The organism is candidate division KSB1 bacterium, from assembly GCA_034506255.1.
GTDB classification, from domain to species: domain Bacteria; phylum Zhuqueibacterota; class Zhuqueibacteria; order Zhuqueibacterales; family Zhuqueibacteraceae; genus Coneutiohabitans; species Coneutiohabitans thermophilus.
Genome location: JAPDPX010000010.1, coordinates 1 through 19,586, shown reverse-complemented (window position 1 = coordinate 19,586; position 19,586 = coordinate 1). Strand labels below are relative to the sequence as shown.

The 19,586-nt window shown below is 62.0% G+C and carries 14 protein-coding genes; 10 read left to right on the top strand and 4 right to left on the bottom strand.

Translation table 11 applies throughout. The annotated features are described in order from the left end of the window. Positions 1-247: 247 nt before the first annotated feature. The 6 genes from ONB52_19145 to ONB52_19120 all read left to right on the top strand — a co-directional run bounded on the left by ONB52_19145 (position 248) and on the right by ONB52_19120 (position 9,863). On the top strand, positions 248-517 hold the full coding sequence (locus ONB52_19145; protein MDZ7418247.1) for a hypothetical protein: 270 nt from the start codon (positions 248-250) through the stop codon (positions 515-517). Positions 518-526: 9 nt separating this feature from the next. Next, the gene (locus ONB52_19140) at positions 527-934 is read left to right on the top strand and encodes a hypothetical protein (protein ID MDZ7418246.1); all 408 of its coding nucleotides are present in this window, start codon (positions 527-529) and stop codon (positions 932-934) included. A 147-nt stretch (positions 935-1,081) separates the two neighbouring features. Next, positions 1,082-4,648, top strand: a complete 3,567-nt coding sequence (locus tag ONB52_19135; protein ID MDZ7418245.1) for a CHAT domain-containing protein — start codon at positions 1,082-1,084, stop codon at positions 4,646-4,648. A gap of 399 nt (positions 4,649-5,047) precedes the next feature. Continuing rightward, positions 5,048-6,382: a methyltransferase domain-containing protein gene (locus tag ONB52_19130; protein MDZ7418244.1), complete on the top strand. Its 1,335-nt coding sequence runs from the start codon at positions 5,048-5,050 to the stop codon at positions 6,380-6,382. A gap of 102 nt (positions 6,383-6,484) precedes the next feature. Continuing rightward, a complete protein-coding gene (locus ONB52_19125) occupies positions 6,485-7,789 on the top strand; it encodes a VCBS repeat-containing protein (protein MDZ7418243.1) in 1,305 nt (434 codons plus the stop codon). Positions 7,790-8,165: 376 nt separating this feature from the next. Next, positions 8,166-9,863 (top strand): aldehyde dehydrogenase family protein, encoded by a 1,698-nt coding sequence (locus ONB52_19120; protein ID MDZ7418242.1) that lies wholly within the window; start codon positions 8,166-8,168, stop codon positions 9,861-9,863. Between the two features lie 233 nt (positions 9,864-10,096). Here ONB52_19120 and ONB52_19115 read toward each other — a convergent pair whose 3' ends face one another. Continuing rightward, a complete protein-coding gene (locus tag ONB52_19115; protein MDZ7418241.1) occupies positions 10,097-10,318 on the bottom strand; it encodes a type II toxin-antitoxin system HicB family antitoxin in 222 nt (73 codons plus the stop codon). Between the two features lie 261 nt (positions 10,319-10,579). Then, positions 10,580-11,902 carry a DUF3187 family protein gene (locus tag ONB52_19110; GenBank protein ID MDZ7418240.1) on the bottom strand — a complete coding sequence of 441 codons (1,323 nt, stop codon included), beginning with the start codon at positions 11,900-11,902 and terminating at the stop codon, positions 10,580-10,582. Between the two features lie 509 nt (positions 11,903-12,411). On the opposite strand from ONB52_19110, the gene ONB52_19105 reads away from it, so the two are divergent. After that, positions 12,412-13,647 (top strand): geranylgeranyl reductase family protein, encoded by a 1,236-nt coding sequence (locus ONB52_19105; GenBank protein ID MDZ7418239.1) that lies wholly within the window; start codon positions 12,412-12,414, stop codon positions 13,645-13,647. A gap of 29 nt (positions 13,648-13,676) precedes the next feature. On the opposite strand, the gene ONB52_19100 is transcribed toward ONB52_19105, so the two are convergent. Continuing rightward, complete coding sequence (locus tag ONB52_19100) at positions 13,677-14,738, bottom strand: PA0069 family radical SAM protein (protein MDZ7418238.1); 1,062 nt, start codon at positions 14,736-14,738, stop codon at positions 13,677-13,679. Positions 14,739-15,985: 1,247 nt separating this feature from the next. Here ONB52_19100 and ONB52_19095 point away from each other — a divergent pair. The 3 genes from ONB52_19095 to ONB52_19085 are packed head-to-tail and all read left to right on the top strand — an operon-like array spanning position 15,986 to position 18,488. Further along, positions 15,986-17,338, top strand: a complete 1,353-nt coding sequence (locus tag ONB52_19095; GenBank protein ID MDZ7418237.1) for a 5'-deoxyadenosine deaminase — start codon at positions 15,986-15,988, stop codon at positions 17,336-17,338. After that, positions 17,335-17,925, top strand: coding sequence for an inosine/xanthosine triphosphatase (locus ONB52_19090; GenBank protein ID MDZ7418236.1), 591 nt, complete (start codon positions 17,335-17,337; stop codon positions 17,923-17,925). The genes ONB52_19095 and ONB52_19090 overlap by 4 nt, the downstream gene beginning before the upstream one ends. Then, on the top strand, positions 17,922-18,488 hold the full coding sequence (locus tag ONB52_19085; GenBank protein MDZ7418235.1) for a class I SAM-dependent methyltransferase: 567 nt from the start codon (positions 17,922-17,924) through the stop codon (positions 18,486-18,488). The genes ONB52_19090 and ONB52_19085 overlap by 4 nt, the downstream gene beginning before the upstream one ends. Before the next feature lie 270 nt (positions 18,489-18,758). Here the strand turns inward: ONB52_19085 and ONB52_19080 are convergent, their stop codons facing one another. Continuing rightward, entirely contained in the window at positions 18,759-19,472 is a 714-nt protein-coding gene (locus tag ONB52_19080; protein ID MDZ7418234.1) for a T9SS type A sorting domain-containing protein, read from the bottom strand. Positions 19,473-19,586: the final 114 nt, after the last annotated feature.

The window sequence follows — 19,586 nt, the reverse complement described above, 5'->3', positions numbered from 1 at the left end:
TACCGACAATGACAGCGCCGCACCGCGCAGAGGCGAAGTTTCCTGCAGCATGGCAGCAGAGCTGAGGACGTTTGCGGCTCGTCCTGCCTGGGCGCCTCCGCGTTCCTGAGGCGGTCAGAAGGGCACACATTCCCAGACCCTGGCGGCCGGCACAACAAGAGACGGCGCGGTCGGCAAAAAACCTCTGTTGACTTTCTGGCTTTTTCTGTGAAGATTGCGCCGCGATGAGCAAGCAAAGGAGCCGCCCGTGATTCCATTTCTCGGCAGCATCGGCTTGGGGCTGGTGTGGGGCTGGCTGCTGGCCTGGCTGACGGCGCGCCGGCCGGCGACCCATCCCTTCCTGAAATTTCTCGCGCTGGCCGCCGCCACCATCCTCACCACTTTCGTTCCACTGGTGTTCGTCAATCTGCGGGCGGTCATCGCCTTCGTGCTGGCGATGGTCCTGGCCTTTCTGATTCACACAGTGTGGCGCGCGGATCTCTCCCGGCGCGCGTCTTCATCATCTTCACGCTCCTGAGGAGGGCTTATGAACGAATCCGCTTCGTTGATCCAACTGCTCGGCGCCGGCGGCCTGGGCGCTGTGATCGGCTGGTATGTTTATTACATCAACCGCTACCGCCAGGGCGATGTGCAGCTCAGCGACATCGTGACCCTGGTGGGCGCCATCGGCGGCAGCGCGGTGCTCGCCATTTTTCCGCAGCGCAGCGACCTCTTCGGTGCCTACGGCATCGGCCTGTTCACCGGCTTCTTCGGATATTTCTTCGTTTTGATCATCATGGTACTGGCCTCCAAAAATTTCAACCGCGACTGGTTTCTCGACGGCCGCCGCAAGAAGCTCGGCCCGGATGAGTTCATCCCCGAGGGCACACGCATGGAGGGCGGCACACCCATGGCCATGCCGGATCAAGAAGGCAAGAAATCGCCGCTCGGCTGAACGCAGCCGCTGGTTCACGCTCTTGATTTCACCGGATTGATTTGCTGCAGAGAGAAAGCGCAGCGCAGGCTGCCCGCCTGCCGGCGAGGACAAGCTGGAAGTCTGCGCAACAAGCTTTTTGTGATCGTTCTGCGAGAGTGAGACGATATGCCTGACGATCCGCACGCCGCCCTGCGCACATTGTTGCTGGGTGAGCCGCCCTATCAGCGGCCGGGTGCGCCCGAGCCGGAGCTGCTGGGTGAACTGGCGCCGGTGTTGCCGCCGGAAGTACTCGCCCAGGCCGTCAACACCATCACCGGCATCGGCTTCATGCCGGAGACCGAGCGGCTGGCGGCATTGGCCGTCTTGTTGCAGCGCGCCTACGAGTTGGGCGATCGTGCGCTGCTGGCCACCGAGCTGGTGCGCTTTCCCCGCGTCGTGCCGCATCTCTCCTCTTCGCTGCTGGAGCCGGCCTTTGCGGCCGTGCGCGAAGCTGACCTCACCAACCTCTATCGCGGTGAAGCGGATCGTGCCCTTGCCCTCGCGTTGCTGGCCGACCGCCTGCCAGGGACACCCTTTCTGCAATCTCTCGCACAAGCAGCTTTGACGCTGGCAAAGCAGACCAATCTCGACAGCGACCGGCAAGAAGCGCTGGTGATCATGCTCAGCCGCGTGCCGGCGCCGCTGCCGCCGGGCGAAGCCAATGCTCTGCTGGCGGTGGCGCGCGCGATGAGCGAGGAACGCTGGCGCAGCCTGGCACTGGCGGCGTTGCTGCCCCATTTCTCCGAACCGGAAAAGAGCAGCCTCGTCAGCGAGAGCCTGCAAGCGGCACGGATGATTTCCTGGAGTCCGGCGCGACATGCCGCTTTGCTTGAACTGGCGCTTCACGCACCCGGCCCGCTGCAAGCGCAAATCGAGCAGGAAGCGCGCAGCCAGGGATCGTCCGAGGAATACTTGCAGGCGCTGGCGCTGATCGCAGAACATGCCGGCCCGACGTTGCACCAGACCCTGCGCCTGCGCGTGCCAGCGGCCGGCCTGCCCGAGGCAGGCACACTGCGCCACTTTCTGCCGTTGCTGCCGTTCTGCGCGACTGCACAGATCACGGCAGCTCTCGGGTGCTTGCGAGATTTGTGGCAATCCGAGCAGGAAGTGATTTTGAGCCGGCTGTTGCCGCATCTCGATGAATCGCAATTGCAGCAGGCACTGGCCTTCGTGCCACACTGGCAGGCACCGGAGGTGACGCGCGCGCGGCTTTTGTTGCGAATGGCGCCCCGGTTTTCGCCGGCGCTCGCAGCCGAATCCCGTGAAATCGCAAACGGCTTCACGACACCATGGTGGCAGTATCGTGTGCTGGCGGCCTTGCGGCCTCATTTGGCGGCGGAGGGGCGCGCAGCCCTTCCGGCAGAAGTGGCGGTGGTTTCGGCAGAACATTGGCACGTTCTGTTTGCGCAGATGCCGGAGGAGCAACGCCGGCAACTCGTGCTTGAGATGATCGCCGCGATTTGGGATCACTATGGCGGGGCTGCCGCTGCCGCACCCCCGCCGAAGAATGGCGGCTCGTCGGATCAAACACCGCTCGAAAAGTCACTGCCCGCGGCACCTCCGGCTGCTGCGCCACCGCGGCATGAACCGCTTCCACCTGACAGCGAGGTTGATCGGGATCATCCTTACGCGCCAATGCCGCCGGCAGAGCCGTCGCGCAAGTCCAAGCGTTCATGGTCATGGCCCGGAGTATTCAAGCCCAAGATCAGCAAAAGGGAAAGTGGCGCGGGCGAGCACCCTCGTGGTGTACCGCCTGCGGAGGATCGCTTCCACCCGGCCCGCGATCGCGGCGTCGGCAGTGGCGATGATCTCGAGGGTGTGGCGCCGGACGACACGCTCTCTTTCGAGCCGGGGGCCGAGTCGGCGCCCTCGCCTCGGCCCACGGTGAATACCGGCTTTGCGGGTTTGGAAAATGCCGCCCTTCCCCTTCCCCCACAGCAGCCCCTGCTGCCGAAACAGTCCTGCTATTTTTGGTTTGAAGTGAGCCGGGAGCGCATCGTGGGCGCGATCGACCTGCAACCCACGGCTCTGCCGGTGGAACATCTGCCCAAAGCAGCGCGCCTCAAAGTCGCCCTGTTCGCCTTTGAAAGCGAAATTGAGTTGACGGCCGGCGGGGACGTCGGTGAACTGCAATTGCAGCAGGATGGAATGGCGGCGGTCACCCGGCCGGCGGCGCAACCCGCCGGCATCCCGGCGGCATGGTTGCAGCGGCGGCTGTTCTTTTTGGTGAAGATGCCTGCGCGCGCCGGCCGCTTTCACCTGCGCTGCAATATTTACTGCGAACAGGTGCTGGTGCAATCGCATCTCGTGACCGTGGAGGTGGCGGCGCGACTGCAACGGCTGCTGCGCCGGCGCATGCCGCCTGCCCTGCAGACCCGCGTGGATTTCACGCTCAGCAGGAACCTCGACGTGGCGCGGCTGGAGCACTTGCAGCCGCATCGCCTGAGTGTGATGCTCAACGACAACGGCAACGGCACGCATGGCTTTCGCTTTTTCGGTGGCGAGGGCAATGTCGCGTTCAAGGGGGACGCCAGCCTCCCCGGCCAGGAGTTGCAAAACCTCATCACCAAAGCGCGCGAAGCGCTGCGCCTGGCGGCTTGGGGTGACAGCGAGCCGTGGCAGTCCGGCAAGCAGTTCAAGTACAACGGCGGCGGCGGGCTCGAACAGCTCAAGGGGGACCTGATCAAATTCGCCAAGCGCGGCTACCGCTTTTATGATGTGGTGATCAATCGTCTCGCCGGCGGCAAAGAGAAAGCGCGGGCGTTGCAGGAACTCATGCGCAAGCCCGGTCTGGTGCAAATCGCCAACAAGGACTCGCTTCGCCATCTCCTGCCGGTGGCAATGCTGTATGATTATGATTTCGACACCACCGCGCCGGTCGATGCCTACCAGCTCTGTCCGGCCTTTCTGCAAGCCCTGTCGCAGGCCGGGCTGCTCTCAGAATGTGATTGCTTCCAGGGCGCGTGTCCCAGCCGCGGCCAGCCGCTGGTGATTTGTCCCAGCGGTTTTTGGGGCTATCGCCACAACCTCGGCATGCCACCTTCGCTCACCGGCACGCCGGTGGACGCCGCCACGGAGATTCGCTACCAACAAGCGCCGACACTGGTGGTCGCGGTTTCGACCGATGTCAACTTTAAGCTGCGGCCGCAGCACGAAGCCCGGCTGCAGACGCTGTATCCGGGCCTGGCGTGGCATCATGCCCTCAGCCGCGAGGAAGCGGTGACGCTGATCCGAGAGGTCGATTCGCAGGTGGTGTATTTTTATTGTCACGGCGGCTTCGATGCCGGGGAAGATGTTCCCTATCTGCAGGTGGGCGATCCCGCGCAGCGGCAATACATCACCCGGGATTATTTGCGCAGCAAGCTTCGCGACCTGCCGGCGGGCAAGCCGCAGCCGCTGGTGTTCCTCAACGGCTGCCATACCACCGCGCTGGAGCCGGAAATCGCGCTGGATTTGGTCAGCGGCTTCGTGGAGAATGCCCGTGCCGCGGGCGTGATCGGCACCGAGATCACGATCTATGAGGCGCTGGCGTGCAGCTTTGCGGAGGAATGCCTGCGCCATTTTCTCGACGGGGTTGCCATTGGCGAGGCGGTGCGCCGCGGCCGGTTGAAGCTGTTGCAGCAAGGCAATCCTCTCGGTCTGGTTTATGTTCCCTACGTGGTCGCCAGCCTGAAGTTGGTCAAAGCGGCATGAGCGCAGCGCGGCCGGGCGGCCCGGAAGTGGTTCGACCATATTGTGTCAGGGCCTCGTGCGCGTTCGTGGGCATGCCGCAAGTATCCAAGTATCCATGAAAGGCCTGCAGTCTCACCTCTGCCGCTGTTGATGCCCGCATTTTGCATGGGTCGTGTTGCCCTCACTGCCTGCGATTGAAAATCGCGGGCAAGCTCGAGTCGGCCAAGACCGGCTTATCACCCGATTGGTGGGCAGCCGCCTTCCGGCAGTTTCAGCTTTGCGCCTGAGAATTTCTTCCCAGGCAAAATTCAGGTGATAACGCAGGCTTTCTGCCTGCCGGGTTGACAAACTGAAATCCCGGAACCGGCACGGTTGCAAACGATGCATGTGAGGAGTCTGCATCGGTGTCACGAATTGTCCATGCATGAACAAATCTATCACTGGCTCGGGGTCTTGCGTTGTTCCGTCTGTCGCGGGCCGCTGGAGTTGGCTGCCGACGGCCCGGCGCGAATCTTGTGCTGCCGGCGATGCGGCAGCAACTTTGACATTCACCACGGCATCCCCCGTCTGCTCGTGCCGGAGCGCAGCGCCGCAGTGGCCTCTTTTTGCGCGCAATACGATGAGTTGCGGCTGCGCGAAGGCTGGGCCAGCACGGTGCCCGGCTACTATCAGCATCTGCCGTTTTGCGATCTCAGCGGAACCCATGTCGCCGAGTGGCGGCGGCGGGCGCAGTCATTTCAATTCCTGCTGCGCTGGCTGCAGCAAAACCACGGCGGCCGCAGCCTGCGCATTTTGGAGCTCGGCGCCGGCAGTGGCTGGCTCAGCCGCCGGCTCGCGGATCAACATGCCGTGCTCGCTCTGGACGTGAACGCGGGGCCGCATGGCCTGGCGGCGTTGCCGGCGGAGCAGCGGCGCTTTCTTGCCGTGCAAGCCGAACTCGAGCAGCCACCGCTCGCTTCCGCCAGTTTTGACCTCGTGATTGCAAACGCCAGCCTGCACTATGCCCGCGATCTGACACAATGCTTCGCGGAAGTGGCGCGTGTGCTGCGGCCCGGCGGGCAATTCCTCGTGATGGATTCACCCGTCTATCCCACCGCCGAAGCGGCGCACGCCGCGGCTGCACGCAGCACCGCCTATTACACCGAACACGGCGTGCCCGAGCTGGCCCGGCATTACGGCGGCCTGACCGAGGCACTTTTCACCACGCAAAAACTGTTTCGCTTCTCGCGTCAGCGCCGTGACTTTGTCACGCGTGAACTGGTGCGGAAATGGGTGCGTGAGAAAACCGGCGGGGCCGTGGCCGCCCGCTTTCCGGTTTGGATCGGCGGGCGTTTGCCGCAACCGCAGGAAAACTGGCAGCCGGGGCGACCGCGCGCCGGCGCCGTGCTGGTGCACAACCGGCACTTGCTCACCTATCATTGCCTCGTCAAAGGCCGTGACGTGTGGCGCATTCCCGGCGGCGGCATCGAACCCAATGAAACGCCGGAGCAGGCGGTGCAGCGGGAATTGCATGAAGAACTCGGCCTCACGATTGCCCTGCAACGCAGGTTCGGGCCCTATCATCAGCCGCACAAAGCGGATTGGTATTTCCTCGCGAGCACGGACAGTGCGGAACTGCCCCGCAATCACGCCCGGCCGCCCGAAGACAACTGCCTGGTGCAGTGGCTGTCGCTGGCCAGGCTCGCGGATTTTGACATTGACCCGTCCGCGTTGAAGTGGGAGCTGGTGGAATATTTCAGTCATCATCTCACTTAAAGCCGCGACGCCCCGCAGCACGGCGCCTCGCGGAGGCGGAGAGCCCTCTTTTCCTCCGGCGTCCGGCACCGACATGGGCAGGATGCCGGCAGCAAGACCAGTATGGAACTCGAGAACCAGCCTTCAGCCTTTGCCGCGATGCGCCGGCACTTCAACCGCGCAGGCAGCAGATTCGCCGCGATCGTCGCATTCCTGTTGATCGGTTGCGAGCAACACAACTTCCCGCCGGGCCATTTCTTTCGCGCCACCTCCGCGGAAACCGTATCCTCGCCCGCGGCCGGAGATTTCAACCGCGACGGCCGTCTGGAGATCGTCATCGCCTCATTCGACGGCTTTTGCTACGTGCTCGATGATTCCCTGCGCGATCTGCCCAACTGGCCGCAGCGTCTTGCCGGCGGTGCGTTTTCCTCGCCGGCATTGTGGGATGTGGACGGCGATCACCAACCGGAGATTTTCATCGGCGGCAATGACGGCCGTTTGCATGGCTGGCAGCGCGACGGGAGGTGCGTTGCCGGCTTCCCGATCGACCTCGGCTATCGCCTCTGGTCTTCGCCGGTGATCATTGCGGATTCCCTGCTCGCGATTGGCGGCCGCGAACAAATGTTCTTGTTTGACCGGCACGGCCGGCCCGCATCCGGCTGGCCGCAGAGCATGCAAGGTTGGGCCATGGCGACTCCCGCCTGGCATGATGATTTGCTGGTGATCACCACCCTGACCCTCGGCGAAGCGAGCCGCGGTTATATTCATGCCTGGCATCTCTCCGGTGCGCCTTATCCCGGTTTCCCGGTTCGCCTGCCGATGGATGCGCCGGCTCCGCCCAGCCTGGCGGATTTGAATGGCGACGGCCGCGTGGAAATCATCGCCGGCGACGAAAGCGGCTTGCTGCATGTGCTGCAACTGGATGGCAGCGCGTTGCCGCCGTTTCCGCGACTGGTGGGCAGGGGCATTCATGCGAACCCGGTGGTGAGTGATCTCGATCAGAACGGCAAACCCGACCTGGTGTTCAGCACCACCGACGGCGCGGTGCATGCCTGGAGCGCCACCGGCGATTGCCTGCTGGGCTGGCCGGTGCGTCTGGGGTACGAAATGAACAGCTCAGCGGCTGTGGTTGCCCTGCCGGCGGGCGAACTGGGCGTGATCATCGGCGGCGGTGATCATCTGCTGCACGGCTTCACGGCCGGCGGCAGGCCGCTGCCCGGTTTTCCGATTGCCTGTGGCGCGGAGGTCCAGGCCTCGCCGCTGGTGGCTGATTTGGACGGCAACGGCCGGCGCGAGATCGTTGCCGGCGCACACAATGGGATTCATCTCCTGCGCGATGTGTTGCCGGCCGGCGGCGCAGCGTTGCAGTCGCAAGAGTGGCCGATGTTCCGGCATGACGGGCAGCGCCGCGGCCGTGGCGGGAGGTGAACCGCGGCCCGGCAGGACGCCGGAGCCGCGCGCGCTGTCTTGCGCAGGAGCCCTCCCGCGCACGGCAATGTCCTCGCATGCGGAAGAGGCCCGGTACGGGCAGGGATTTTTGTCAAATGGGCTGACACGGGATTCGCTTGATCCGGCCGGAGAATGCTGCAACGTTCACAAAGTCCGTGCGGGATGACGGTAGTGCTGTGCGTCGCAGGGCCAGAGCGCAAGCCGGAAGGAAGTATCGCTTGCGAATGAAGCATGTTTTGTTAGATTTTCTGCCGGCCGTCAAAGCGCGGCGTGACCACGACGGCAACTGCCGCCATGCAACGGTGCCCGCTTTGCCGTCCGCGGTGCAAGGCTGAATCGACCATCCGGAGCCCTCATGTCCGCCCTTCTCGATCAAGACCTGCAATCCCTGCAGGAAGTGCGCAGCCTGGTGGCACGCGCGAAAGCGGCGCAGCTCGCCTTCAAGGAATTTTCCCAGGAGCAGGTCGACCGCGTGGTCGCGGCCATGGCCGAGGCCGGCTTTAAAGCCAGCGAGCGGCTGGCGCGGCTGGCGGTGGAGGAAACCAAATACGGCAAGGTCGCCGACAAGACCATCAAGAACCAATTCGCCACCCGCGATCTCTATGCAAGCCTGAAAACGCTGAAAACGGTCGGCATCATTCGCGAGGAAGTGAAGAAAAAAATCATCGAGATTGCCGAACCGATGGGCGTGGTCGCCGCCATTGTGCCCACCACCAATCCCACCTCGACGGCGATGTTCAAATGTCTCATCAGCGTGAAAGCGCGCAACGCGGTGGTGGTTTCGCCGCATCCGCGCGCCCAAGCATGCACGCTGGAAGCCGTGCACGTGATGCGCACAGCCGCGGAAAGCGCGGGCGCGCCGCCGGATTTGTGCCTGTGTCTGTCGCTGCCCACCCAGGAGGGCACCAACGAATTGATGCGCCATCGCGATACCGCCGTGATTCTCGCCACCGGCGGCACCGGACTGGTGCGTGCCGCCTATTCCGCCGGCAAACCGGCTTATGGCGTGGGGCCGGGCAATGTGCCGGTTTACATCGACCGCAGCGCGGACATTCCCAAAGCCGTGGCGGATGCCGTCGCCGGCAAGACTTTCGATTGGGGCACGTTGTGCTCCTCCGAGCAGGCACTGGTGGTCGATGCGCCGGTGGCCGATCGCGTGCTCGAAGAATTGCACCAGCAGAAGGCCTACTTCTTGAACGAGACCGAGGCGGACAAAGTCGCCAAAGCCCTGGTCACGCCGGACTTTCGCATCAACGCCGAGATGGTGGGACAATCCCCGCAGCGTATTGCCGCGGCCGCCGGCTTCAGCGTGCCGGCAGACACGCGCGTGCTGGTGGCACGGCTGGCGGGCGTGGGCCGGCAGTATCCGCTCTCCATGGAAAAGCTTTCGCCGGTGCTCGCGTTATATGTGGAAGACGGCTGGCAAAAGGGCTGCGACCGCTGCATCGAGCTGCTCAACTTCGGCGGCCGCGGCCACACACTCGGCATTCATTGCAACGATCGTGACATCATTCTGCAATTCGGTCTGAAGAAACCCGCCTTTCGCATCATTGTCAACTCGCCCACCGCCCTCGGCGCGGTGGGCTACACCACGGACCTCGATCCCAGCATGACGCTGGGTTGCGGCTCATACGGCGGCAACATCACCAGCGACAACATCGGGCCGGTGCATTTGCTCAATATCAAGCGGGTGGCGTGGGAAACCAGGCCGCTGGCAAAACCGCGCGACACCGGTGCCTGGCGGCCTGCGGTGGCGGTGCAGGCGCGCAGCCGTGCCGAATTCCCCTACCAAAAAGCGCTCTCGTCGCAAGTGTCGCGCAAGGGCACCGCGCATTCTGCCACGCCCCCGGCAGCCGTGCCAAATGTGACGGGGGAAAACTTCCAGGCGGAAGCCTCCGCCGGCGACCGCACCACCCAGGCGCCGGCCATGCCGCTGCCGCAGGAAACAGCCGGAGCCACATCCACCCAGCCCGCGGCGCAAAAATTCGGCACCAGCGGTCTGAGCGCGGAGGAGGTGGACAGGATTGTCGCCGAGTTTTCCAAGCGCAAATGAGAAGTTGTTTCACATACTTCCTGCACAGTCTGCCAGCCAATTCGTCATCCCACCAACAGCGAAGCCCGTTGGGCAACGGGCCTCGCAGTCGAAAACATTGATCTCCTCGGCGCATGAATCCGCGCCGGCAGCAACATCACAGCATGTTGACTGTCATGGCTTGGCCATTCCCCTTTTCGCTTTGCGTTTTCCCAACGCTTCAGCCAGACAGGCAGAGATCAGGGCATTCATGTTTAGACCCTTCCTGCTCGGCGAGCGCGAGCAGGCGGGTGTGCAGGCGCCTGGGAACAAGCGCCGCGAATCTGCCGCGCGGCAAGTACCCTGGTTTGGGGAATGCCATCTCCAAACTCTCGCGCGGTTGCCAGCCATGATTTGGCCGCATCCATGCCGTTTTTCATCGCTTTCTCCGAAGTTCTGCCCTCTGCAATGCATCCGGCCAGATCTGGAAACGTCATCAGATAACCGCCACCCTCTTCCGCGGACGACGGGCTGACCTCAAAGGGATAATTCCTCGGGTTCAGGGTTTGGCCCCCCTATACCTTCGTCAACGAGGTGGACAAACTTCTTGAGGTGAAGTTGTCGATCCGCTGGGTTGTTTCAATCCGTTGGCGATTTCCATTGAGTTGCGGTTTATCCGCCTTAGGTGTCTTGCTGCCACGGCCAAGCTGCTGCAGAAACATTCTCTCAAAAGTTCGCGATGCGGACAGGCATTAACCTTACCACTTCGGCCAGCCGGCCTCCACCCCCACCTGCAAGCCCAAATCCGGTGAGCTGTTGAAATAGGCGTAGTTCTCCGTCAGGGCAATGCTCCATCGCAGGCCGTGGCTGCCGTCGAGTTTCATGCCTGCGGTGATTTCATGCGCCATGCGGCTTATGCCCGCGCGCGTCACAACGGCCAGGGGACTGCTGGTGTGGCGATCTTGAACCAAAAGAGAAAGACGTTCGCCGAATGCATGCTCGTAGATTAAGATGATGGCATAAATTGGAGACAGTTCGAGTTCCGGCAGAATCTGCCAGCGGCCGGGTTTGGTTACGGCAAGGTTCAAATCCAGCCAGTGGCGCGGCCAGGCCCAGGAGGCAGACAGCGCCACGCCGAAATCGATGGCACCATTGCCGCGCAGTTTTTTCGCGCTGCCGGTGGGCAACTCCAGCGCCGCTCTTGCGGCCAGAGCCGGCCGCCACTTCCCGCCGGTGGCAAACTCCCTTTTCACCAGCAGCGACAAATCCCCCACGCCGATGCCCGCCAAATCCGGCCCGTTCCCGAAAAAAAGCTGTTGATCGAAATACAAAAACACGCTTGTATCGTGGCGCAGAAATGCCGGCCGGCCGCCCTGCGGCAGACTGAAGAACTGATGAAAGCCTTCGATCACCGGATCCATGAAGTACCCGCCAACACGCAGCACCGGCAGCTCGGCGGCGAACGAGAGTTGCGCCAGCGGCGCATACTCGGTGCGCAGCGTCCAGCGACTCACTTCGCAATCGAGCAGGAAGGCATCTGCTGCCGGCTGATTATGCACGATGCGCTGCACCGTTGCCGCCGTAAAAGGGTTGCGGCGGCCCGGCGAGTCAAGCTGCTCCACGATGCCGCCGGATTTGACAAAGGTGTTGGCGCGATCATACGTGAGACCAACCCGCAACCGCTGTGGAGGCTGAGTCACCGCCGGCTCCGAGCTGAATAGCAAGAAGGGTAACACTGTGGGAAATTGATTGCGCGCCGGCAGTGGACCGCGACGCATCCCGGTTGCAACGGAGGCCTCAGCCGCGGCGCGGGCGATTGTTGCGTGGTGAATTTGAACCGCCAGGTCGCGAAGAACGCCAGGCTGGTATTGCTTCGCGTGCTGGGCGGCTTGGCGGTTTAAAAAATCCTCGCGCTCGGAATTTTTTCCCGGGTAATAGTCATGCCCGCTTGCCCGCCCATCGCGATGAAAACGCAGCGCAGACCTCTTGTCCACCTGCTGACTGGCAGCCTGCGCAACGGCCTCCTCATGGTGATCGCCATGCTGCGCGCGGCACCCCTCCGAATGAAAATGCGCCTTCATAATAGTGCTTTCAGGCATCGACCCTGAAGCGTCTACTATAAAAGTATTTTCGTGGCAAACTGATGCTGTGCGGATTTTTGCCGCCGGCGGCACCGAAGCCTTGCGGGAGCAATCCTGCGCTGCAAGCCGGCCATGCGCCAGCAGCGTCATCAACAGCATGGCGGTTAGCAGGGAGATCACCAGTTTTCTCGTGTTGCGATTCCCGCACGCCTTCTCCTTTACTGTCGTTTGCAGGACGCCGGCATTGCGGCGGCGCATGCCGGTGCGCGGAACGGAAAAGCAGGAGCGGCTGGTGCGCTTCAGCGAAGCAACCGGCGGTTTGGTATTGGGCACGTGGTTCATCCTTTCTGTGGTTGCAAAATACGGGCATGCGCGCGGGAAAACAAGGGGCAAATCAAAGGGCTTGCCGATTTCGGCAAATCTTGCTACCATCCCGCGCATCATGGCTGCCGGCGCGAGGGCCGCTGCTGCTTTCCCATTTATACCGACAAGAGTCTGGAGGAGGAAATTTGAACAACGGCAGGGAGGAATACGATGTCATCGTGGTGGGCGGCGGTCCGGCGGGTGCAACCGCCACGCTCTATTGCGCCCGCCACGGCTTGCAGACTTTGCTGCTCGACAAAAGCAAATTCCCGCGCGACAAAATCTGCGGTGATGCCATCTCCGGCAAGGGGCTGCGCTTTCTGCGGGAACTGGGCCTGGAGCCGGATCTGCAACTCGTGCCCAAAATCAAAGCCCGCGGCATCATTTTTTCCGCACCCAACGGCAGGACCGCGAGCATCCCTTTCACCCCGCCGAAATCCCAACAACCGGTGCATGGCTACGTCTGCCGGCGGCTGGTGTTCGACAATGTGCTGTTCAGCGCGGCCCGGCGGGAGGCCAGTGGCTGTGCGGAAGGCTTCATCGTTGAACGACTGCTGAAAGAAGGCGAAACCGTGGTGGGCGTGAGCGGCCGTGAGCGTGACAGCGGCAGGCAGCGCGAGTTCCACGCCAAGCTCGTCATGGGTGCGGATGGCTTCGATTCCGTGGTGGCGCGCGGCACGGGCCTTTATGAACACGACAGCCGGCACTGGTGCGTGGCCACGCGCTGCTACTACCGCGGGGTGAGCGGGCTGACCGATTACATCGAGATTCATTTCGTCGAGGACGTGCTGCCGGGCTATTTTTGGATCTTCCCGCTCGAAGACGGCCTGGCCAATGTCGGGATCGGCATGCTGCATTCCGAAATCCGCAGGCGCAAAATCAACCTGCGCGCGGCGCATCTGGCGGCCACGCAATCCCCCCATTTCAAAAAGCGGTTCGAACGGGCGCAGCCGCTGGAGGACATCCGCGGGTGGAATCTGCCGCTGGGCAGCAAGCGCCGGCAGATTCACGGTCCCGGTTTCATGCTGCTGGGCGATGCCGCCGGCCTGATCGATCCCTTCTCCGGCGAGGGCATCAGCAATGCCATCTATTCCGGGCATCTCGCCGCGCAGGTGGCCGCCCGGGCCTGTGCCGAGGGCGATTTTTCCAGCGCCCGTCTGCAGCAGTATCCCGATTCCTTGTGGCAGGCCATCGGCCCCGAGCTGCAAACCAGTTTCATGCTGCAGCGCATCGGCCGCTTTCGGACGCTGCTCAATCTGGTGATCGGCAAAGCGGCGAAAAGCATCGAAGTGGCGCAATGGATTTCGAGCATGATGGCCAACGAAGCGCCCAAAGAGGCGCTGGCCTCACCGCTGACGTATTTGCGGCTGCTGGTCACCTAGGAAGGCCGGGGAGGGGGTGCTGATATTCACTACGTGTGCCCGAACAAATCCGTCTGCGCCTGCGGGCGGCGGAAATGACCGGTGCTCAGCGGCAAGGCGTGTTGGTTGAGCCCGTACTTCCGGCAGCAAACCGCAAACAGCCTGGCGATCGTTTCGGCGTGTTCGCCCTCACCGGTCATGCGTGAGCCGAAGCAGGGATCATTGAGTCTGCCCTGGCGCATCCCGGCCAGCGCATGCAGCACTTTGGCGGCACGCCCAGGATAATGCACGGCCAGCCAATTTTTGAACAGCTCGCTGACCGCGTGCGGGAGTCGCAGCAGAAGGTAGCCGGCATGGGTGGCACCCCGTTCCGCAGCCGCCGCCAGCACCGCCGCCATTTCATGATCGTTGAGTCCCGGAATCACCGGCGCGAAGTTGACGCCCGCCGGAATGCCCGCCGCCGCCAGCCGGGCAATCGCGGCCAGCCGTTTTTCCGGCGCCGAAGTGCGCGGCTCCATTTTGCGGCAAAGCTGATTGTCCAGCGTGGTGATCGAAAGCGTCACCGCCACCAGATCAAGGCGTGCCAGCTCCTGCAACAAATCGAGGTCGCGCAGAATCAGGGCATTCTTGGTGATGATGCCCACGGGGTTGCGATAGCGCAGCAACACTTCCAGGCAGCCGCGCGTCAGGCACAGCCGCCGTTCTGCGATTTGGTAACAGTCGGTGTTGCCGGAGAGCATGATGACCTGCGGCCGCCAGCCGGGCTTGCACAACTCCCTCTCCAAAAGCGCCGGCGCCCGGGGTTTCACCAGAATCCTGGTTTCGAAATCCAGCCCGGAAGACCAGCCGAGATATTCGTGCGTCGGCCGGGCATAGCAATAAATGCAGCCGTGCTCACAACCGCGGTACGGGTTGAGGCTGTAGGTGAAGGGAATATCCGGGCTGTCGTTTTTCGAGAGAATCGAAATGCTGTTGTCGATGAAGTAGGTGGTTGGCGCGGGCGGCAAGCCCTCTTGTTCCAGCCACTCCGGATCGATTTCAACCCTCATCTTTTCAAAACGATTGCCCGGGTTGAGCGAAGTGCCACGACCTTTTATGGAGATTTTGTTCATGCGGCTTTTTTGTTCACCAAAATAAGCCATATAAAAATCAGTCGCAAGCGGAGTTTTGACTTTTTGTTCATCCTTCTGATCATTCAACTTCCCTGCTGTTCCCGGTGAGGGTGAACCGTGAGACGTCATGCCGCAACACCCAAAATTTCCGGACGCTGATCAAGACAAATCACAATGAAAATGCAGCGCATATATCTCTTGTCCAATGCTGCCAACTTTTTCGATGCGATAAAATCCAAAAGCCCAAAAATGGAGGGAAACGAAGCCGCAGGGGTTTGCAAAGAAATAACCGTTCCGCCACGGTTTGACCGTGGCTTTATCTTGCGACCCTGTGAATGCTCTCTGCAGGAATGGCCACGGCCGGGCCGTGGCAGATCAAAAAGAGGAGTGAGCTTTCACAGCGGGGATTTTTCAACCAGACAACCCACCCGGGGCCTGAAGGACAACCTGGTGGCCTGTATGATATTTGTGGTGCCGAGGCTTGTTGTTTGGCAGTCGCTCCAAAAAACTCTTGGCGGCTTTGTCTGAGAGTTTTTTGCTTCCTGAAGTTTGCATGCTGGCCGGCAGTTCCCTGGAAGAAATGGCGTGTTCACAAAACTCCGACAGTGATTCCGTTCGAAGTCGAGCAAGACTTTTTTCGAATGTCAAGCGGTCCTGACTTCGAAAGTCACCCGCTTGCCGAAGGCTTCACGGCTTCTCTCCGACGCAAATGAACGCCCACGAAATGGCTTTTTCCGTGGGATTTCTGTTTTCGTGGGCGGATGGTTTGTATTTGATCCTGACGCCGCGGCTGAATCACTGTTGTGCTGCATGCGGGCGGGCAGCCCGAGTTCAGGCATCCTCACGGCATACGATGAGAAAGCAGGCGGTTGCCTGGTGAGACATTCGTGCAGAGTGCCGGCGGCGGGCGGTTTGCCATTCGTTCCCCACATTTAGCAACACAAGGCCCTTTTCATTTGAGTTGAAAACTGCGGTTGCCAACTGCGTGAAATTTTCCGAGCGCAGGCCCCTCCCGGTGGCGGCAGTTGCTGTGGCGGGGAAAATCACAACGGAAAATTCGAGCTTGAACCATCAGCCTGCAGGCAAATGAGGGCATTGCGGCAGCAGGGAAAAAGCTCCGGAGAATTCCAGCAGCAGACAGGGAGGTTGGGGCTCCCGCGGCAGGCCGAACGGCCGCAATGGCCCTGCCATGCCGGCGAAACTCGGTGAAGCAGCTTGTGCAATCACCGCAATCTGTCGGTAAAGAGATGGCGGAATTTCTCTTCAAAAATGTTTTACTGGTCACCATGAACCCGGCACGCGAAGTTTTTCACGGCGACCTGCTGGTGCGGGACGATCGCATTGCGTGCCTGTTCAAAGCCGGCAAACCGGACAGCATGGTGCCGCCGACCGCGCCCGGCACACGCGTAATCGACGGCACCGGTTGCGCCCTCTTGCCGGGATTCGTGCAAAGTCACATCCATCTGTGTCAGACGTTGTTTCGCAATCATGCCGAGGATTTGCGGCTGCTCGACTGGCTGCAGCAAAAGATCTGGCCGTTCGAGGCGGCGCACACTGCCGGCTCGATGCGCCTGTCGGCGCGCCTGGGCATTGCGGAATTGCTGGCCGGCGGCACGACCACGATCTTGGACATGGGCAGCGTGCACCACTATGATGAAGTTTTTGCCGAGGCCGAACGCTGGGGCCTGCGGTTGGTGGGCGGCAAGTGCATGATGGATCTCGGCGACCAGACGCCGGCGGGCTTGCGCGAAACCACCGCCGCCTCGCTGCAGGAGAGCGAACGGCTGCGGGAACACTGGCACGGCGCTGCCGCCGGCCGCCTGCGTTATGCCTACGCCCCGCGTTTTGCGCTCTCCTGTTCCGAAGCCCTGTTGCGCGCAGTGGCGGAAGCGGCGGGCGCGAATGGCTGCATGGTGCACACCCATGCTGCGGAAACCGTCGAAGAAGAGCGCCTGTTGCAAACGCAAAAACAGCGCCGCAGCGTGGCCTATTTCCATGATCTGGGAATCGCGGGCAGCCATTGCTGCTTTGCCCACGCGGTGCAGGCACAGCCGGAAGACATTCACATGCTGGCACGCGACGGCAGCGCGGTCGCGCATTGCCCGGGATCGAATTTGAAACTGGGCAGCGGGCTCGCGCCGCTGGTGGAGTTGCGGCGTGCGGGCGTCACGGTCGGGTTGGGTGCCGATGGCGCGCCCTGCAACAACCGTCTCGATGTTTTCAAGGAGATGCAACTGGCGGGGCTGATTCAAAAGATTCGTCACGGCCCGCAGGCGCTCTCCGCCGAGGCGCTGGTGGCGATGGCCACGATTGAAGGTGCCGCGTGTTTGGGATTGCGCCATGAGATCGGCAGCCTGGAGGCGGGCAAGAAGGCGGACGTGACACTGCTGCGACTCGACACCGTCCATCAAACGCCGCCCAATGCCGGCGACGTCTATTCACAAATCGTTTATGCCGCCACCGCCGGCGATGTCCGGCTCACCATGGTGGATGGCCGCGTGTGCTATGAAAACGGTGAGATTCCGCAGCTCGACATGGCACAACTCATCGCCCGGGCGCGGGAAGAATGGCGGCAGTTACTGCTGCGAGTGGCTTTATGAACGACGGGGAATTACGGGTGGCGATCGGTTCGCTGCGGCCACCCAAAGTGGAGGCGGTGCGCGAGGTGATGAGCCGGGTCGCACCGCTGCTCGGCTACCGGCCCGGCCAGATCAACTACATCGCGCGCGAGGTGGAAAGCGGCGTGTCGGATGTGCCGCTCTCGATTCATGAAATCCGCCGCGGCGCGCGCAATCGCGCCGAAGCGGTGCGCAAACTGGTCGAGAGCGAATTCGGGCCGGTGGATTATGCCATCGGCCTGGAAGGCGGGCTGTTCATTCTCAGCACCGCGCGTGTCGAGCGGGTGCATTTGCAGAGCTGGGCCTTTGTCGAACGCGGCGGCCTTGGCCACTACGGCAGCTCGATGAGCATGCCGGTGCCGCCCGTCATCTCGCACGCGGTGATCGAGAAGAAGGAAGATCTCAGCGCCGTCATCGACCGCTATGCCGGCCGTGGCGGCGTGCGCAACCAGGACGGCGCTTTTGGCGTGCTCAGCCGCGGCTTTCTCAACCGCCAGCAGGCTTTCGAGCTGGCACTGTTCGCGGCGCTGGCACCCTTCTATCACGAAAAACTCTACAGTCTCCCATGAGCCTGTGGCACATCAAGGCTCCGGTTTACTCCCGCATTCGCCGTCTGCCACCGCTGCACATCATCCTCCGGCATGAAAGCCGGCAGCTCACCGCATTGCTACAGCAAATCACCCTTCCCATTCACCGGCATTTGGATGTGGGTAGCGGCACCGGTGATGCGCTGGCGTTGCTTCCCCCTGCCGGCCTGCGCGTGTGTTTGGACGCCTCCCCGGCGATGCTGGCGCGGTTGCGCGCTGCGCCGAAGCTGGCGGCGCGCGCCGAGCATTTGCCCTTTCGCGGCCAGTCTTTTGATTTCATCACTGCCATCGGAGTGAGCGAGTACGTTGCGGATGTCGCGGCATTTTTCCGCGAAAGCCGGCGCGTGCTCACGCCGGAGGGTTTTTTCCTGTTCACGACGGCGCCGCCCAAGCCCGGCAATTATGCGCGGCAGATTTTGGGTGAGCCGCTTCATTTTTTGCGCAGTGCCGAAGTGGCGGCGCACCTCACGCGCAGCGGCTGGCGCCTGCTGGCGCAACGGCGAAGCTGGCTGCAGGAGCAATGGCTGGTGCAGCCGTTCGCGTGACGGCGCAGCGCGTTTTGCCAGCGCTTTTCCTGCGTTTGACACAAAGAGTGTCCCTCCAGAAATGAAGCAACCGCCCGGGCGCTTGGCCTCGAAGCGTACACCGGTCGAATAAGACGTGTCCTTGTTTATGACGAAGCGCCCGGGCGGTGGTGTTTTCGGACGGTATTCCCGCAATGGCTTGGCGGATGCAGCAAAATTTCGCAGTTTCCCTGCCTTTTGAAGCTTTCGAAACCCCGGCTCAGTCGAGATTGGAACATCTTCGGAGGGACACTACCTCCCCACCGCCAGCTTGCGCGTCGCGCTGAAGCCTTCGCTTTCCAAACGATAGAAATAAATCCCGGAAGCCGGGCCGCGGGCATCGAACTCGACGCGGTGGCTGCCGGCAGGCTGCTCGCCCTCGATCAACACCCGCACCAACTCACCGCGAAGATTGTAAACCGCGAGCTTGACGTTCGTGCGGCGCGGCAGGTCGAAACGAATGGTGGTGGAAGGATTGAAGGGGTTGGGATAATTTTGTGACAGGGAAAATTGGGTTGGGGAAGTTGCAGCAATGGGATCGGCAACTAAGGTCGTAGTGCTGCGACCGGTGGCAAAGGTGGCGACACCGCCCAAATCGGCGACGTAGAGAAAACGGCCATCGGGTGAAAGCGTCAAGTCTGCCGGGTCAAACATGCCATAAACGCCGTTGCGCCAGCTTTGGAAACTCTCCTGTTGCGTGAGCTCGCCGCTAACACTGTCGCGCTCGAAAAAGGCGAGCAAGCTCGCGCTATAGCCGATGCCGCTGACGAGCGCATAGACTTCAAGGCCGTCGGAAGAGATCTCCAAATCGCGAATTTCTGTCCAGGCGCTGATCAGCATGCTCCGCAGTAGAGACAGTTCGCCTGAAATTGAATTCCGCTTGAAGATCGCAATGGCAGGCTCACCATCGAAATCGGCGTCGAAATCGGCGGTGGAGGCATAGACGTATCCATCCGGTGAACCCATCTTGAAGCTTGCCACAGTAAGAGATATTTTTGAACTTTTTTCAGCGCGCGCTTTTGTGGCGACCAGCCGGAAATGGCAAACGAATGGCAATTCAGCCAACAACACTGTGGCCGG

Coding starts and splice junctions, on each gene's coding strand:
- ONB52_19140 (MDZ7418246.1), top strand. CDS start 527: ATGAACGAATCCGCTTCGTTGATCCAACTGCTCGGCGCCGGCGGCCTG.
- ONB52_19135 (MDZ7418245.1), top strand. CDS start 1,082: ATGCCTGACGATCCGCACGCCGCCCTGCGCACATTGTTGCTGGGTGAG.
- ONB52_19130 (MDZ7418244.1), top strand. CDS start 5,048: ATGCATGAACAAATCTATCACTGGCTCGGGGTCTTGCGTTGTTCCGTC.
- ONB52_19125 (MDZ7418243.1), top strand. CDS start 6,485: ATGGAACTCGAGAACCAGCCTTCAGCCTTTGCCGCGATGCGCCGGCAC.
- ONB52_19120 (MDZ7418242.1), top strand. CDS start 8,166: ATGTCCGCCCTTCTCGATCAAGACCTGCAATCCCTGCAGGAAGTGCGC.
- ONB52_19115 (MDZ7418241.1), bottom strand. CDS start 10,318: ATGACGTTTCCAGATCTGGCCGGATGCATTGCAGAGGGCAGAACTTCG.
- ONB52_19110 (MDZ7418240.1), bottom strand. CDS start 11,902: ATGAAGGCGCATTTTCATTCGGAGGGGTGCCGCGCGCAGCATGGCGAT.
- ONB52_19100 (MDZ7418238.1), bottom strand. CDS start 14,738: ATGAACAAAATCTCCATAAAAGGTCGTGGCACTTCGCTCAACCCGGGC.
- ONB52_19095 (MDZ7418237.1), top strand. CDS start 15,986: ATGGCGGAATTTCTCTTCAAAAATGTTTTACTGGTCACCATGAACCCG.
- ONB52_19090 (MDZ7418236.1), top strand. CDS start 17,335: ATGAACGACGGGGAATTACGGGTGGCGATCGGTTCGCTGCGGCCACCC.
- ONB52_19085 (MDZ7418235.1), top strand. CDS start 17,922: ATGAGCCTGTGGCACATCAAGGCTCCGGTTTACTCCCGCATTCGCCGT.
- ONB52_19080 (MDZ7418234.1), bottom strand. CDS start 19,472: ATGGGTTCACCGGATGGATACGTCTATGCCTCCACCGCCGATTTCGAC.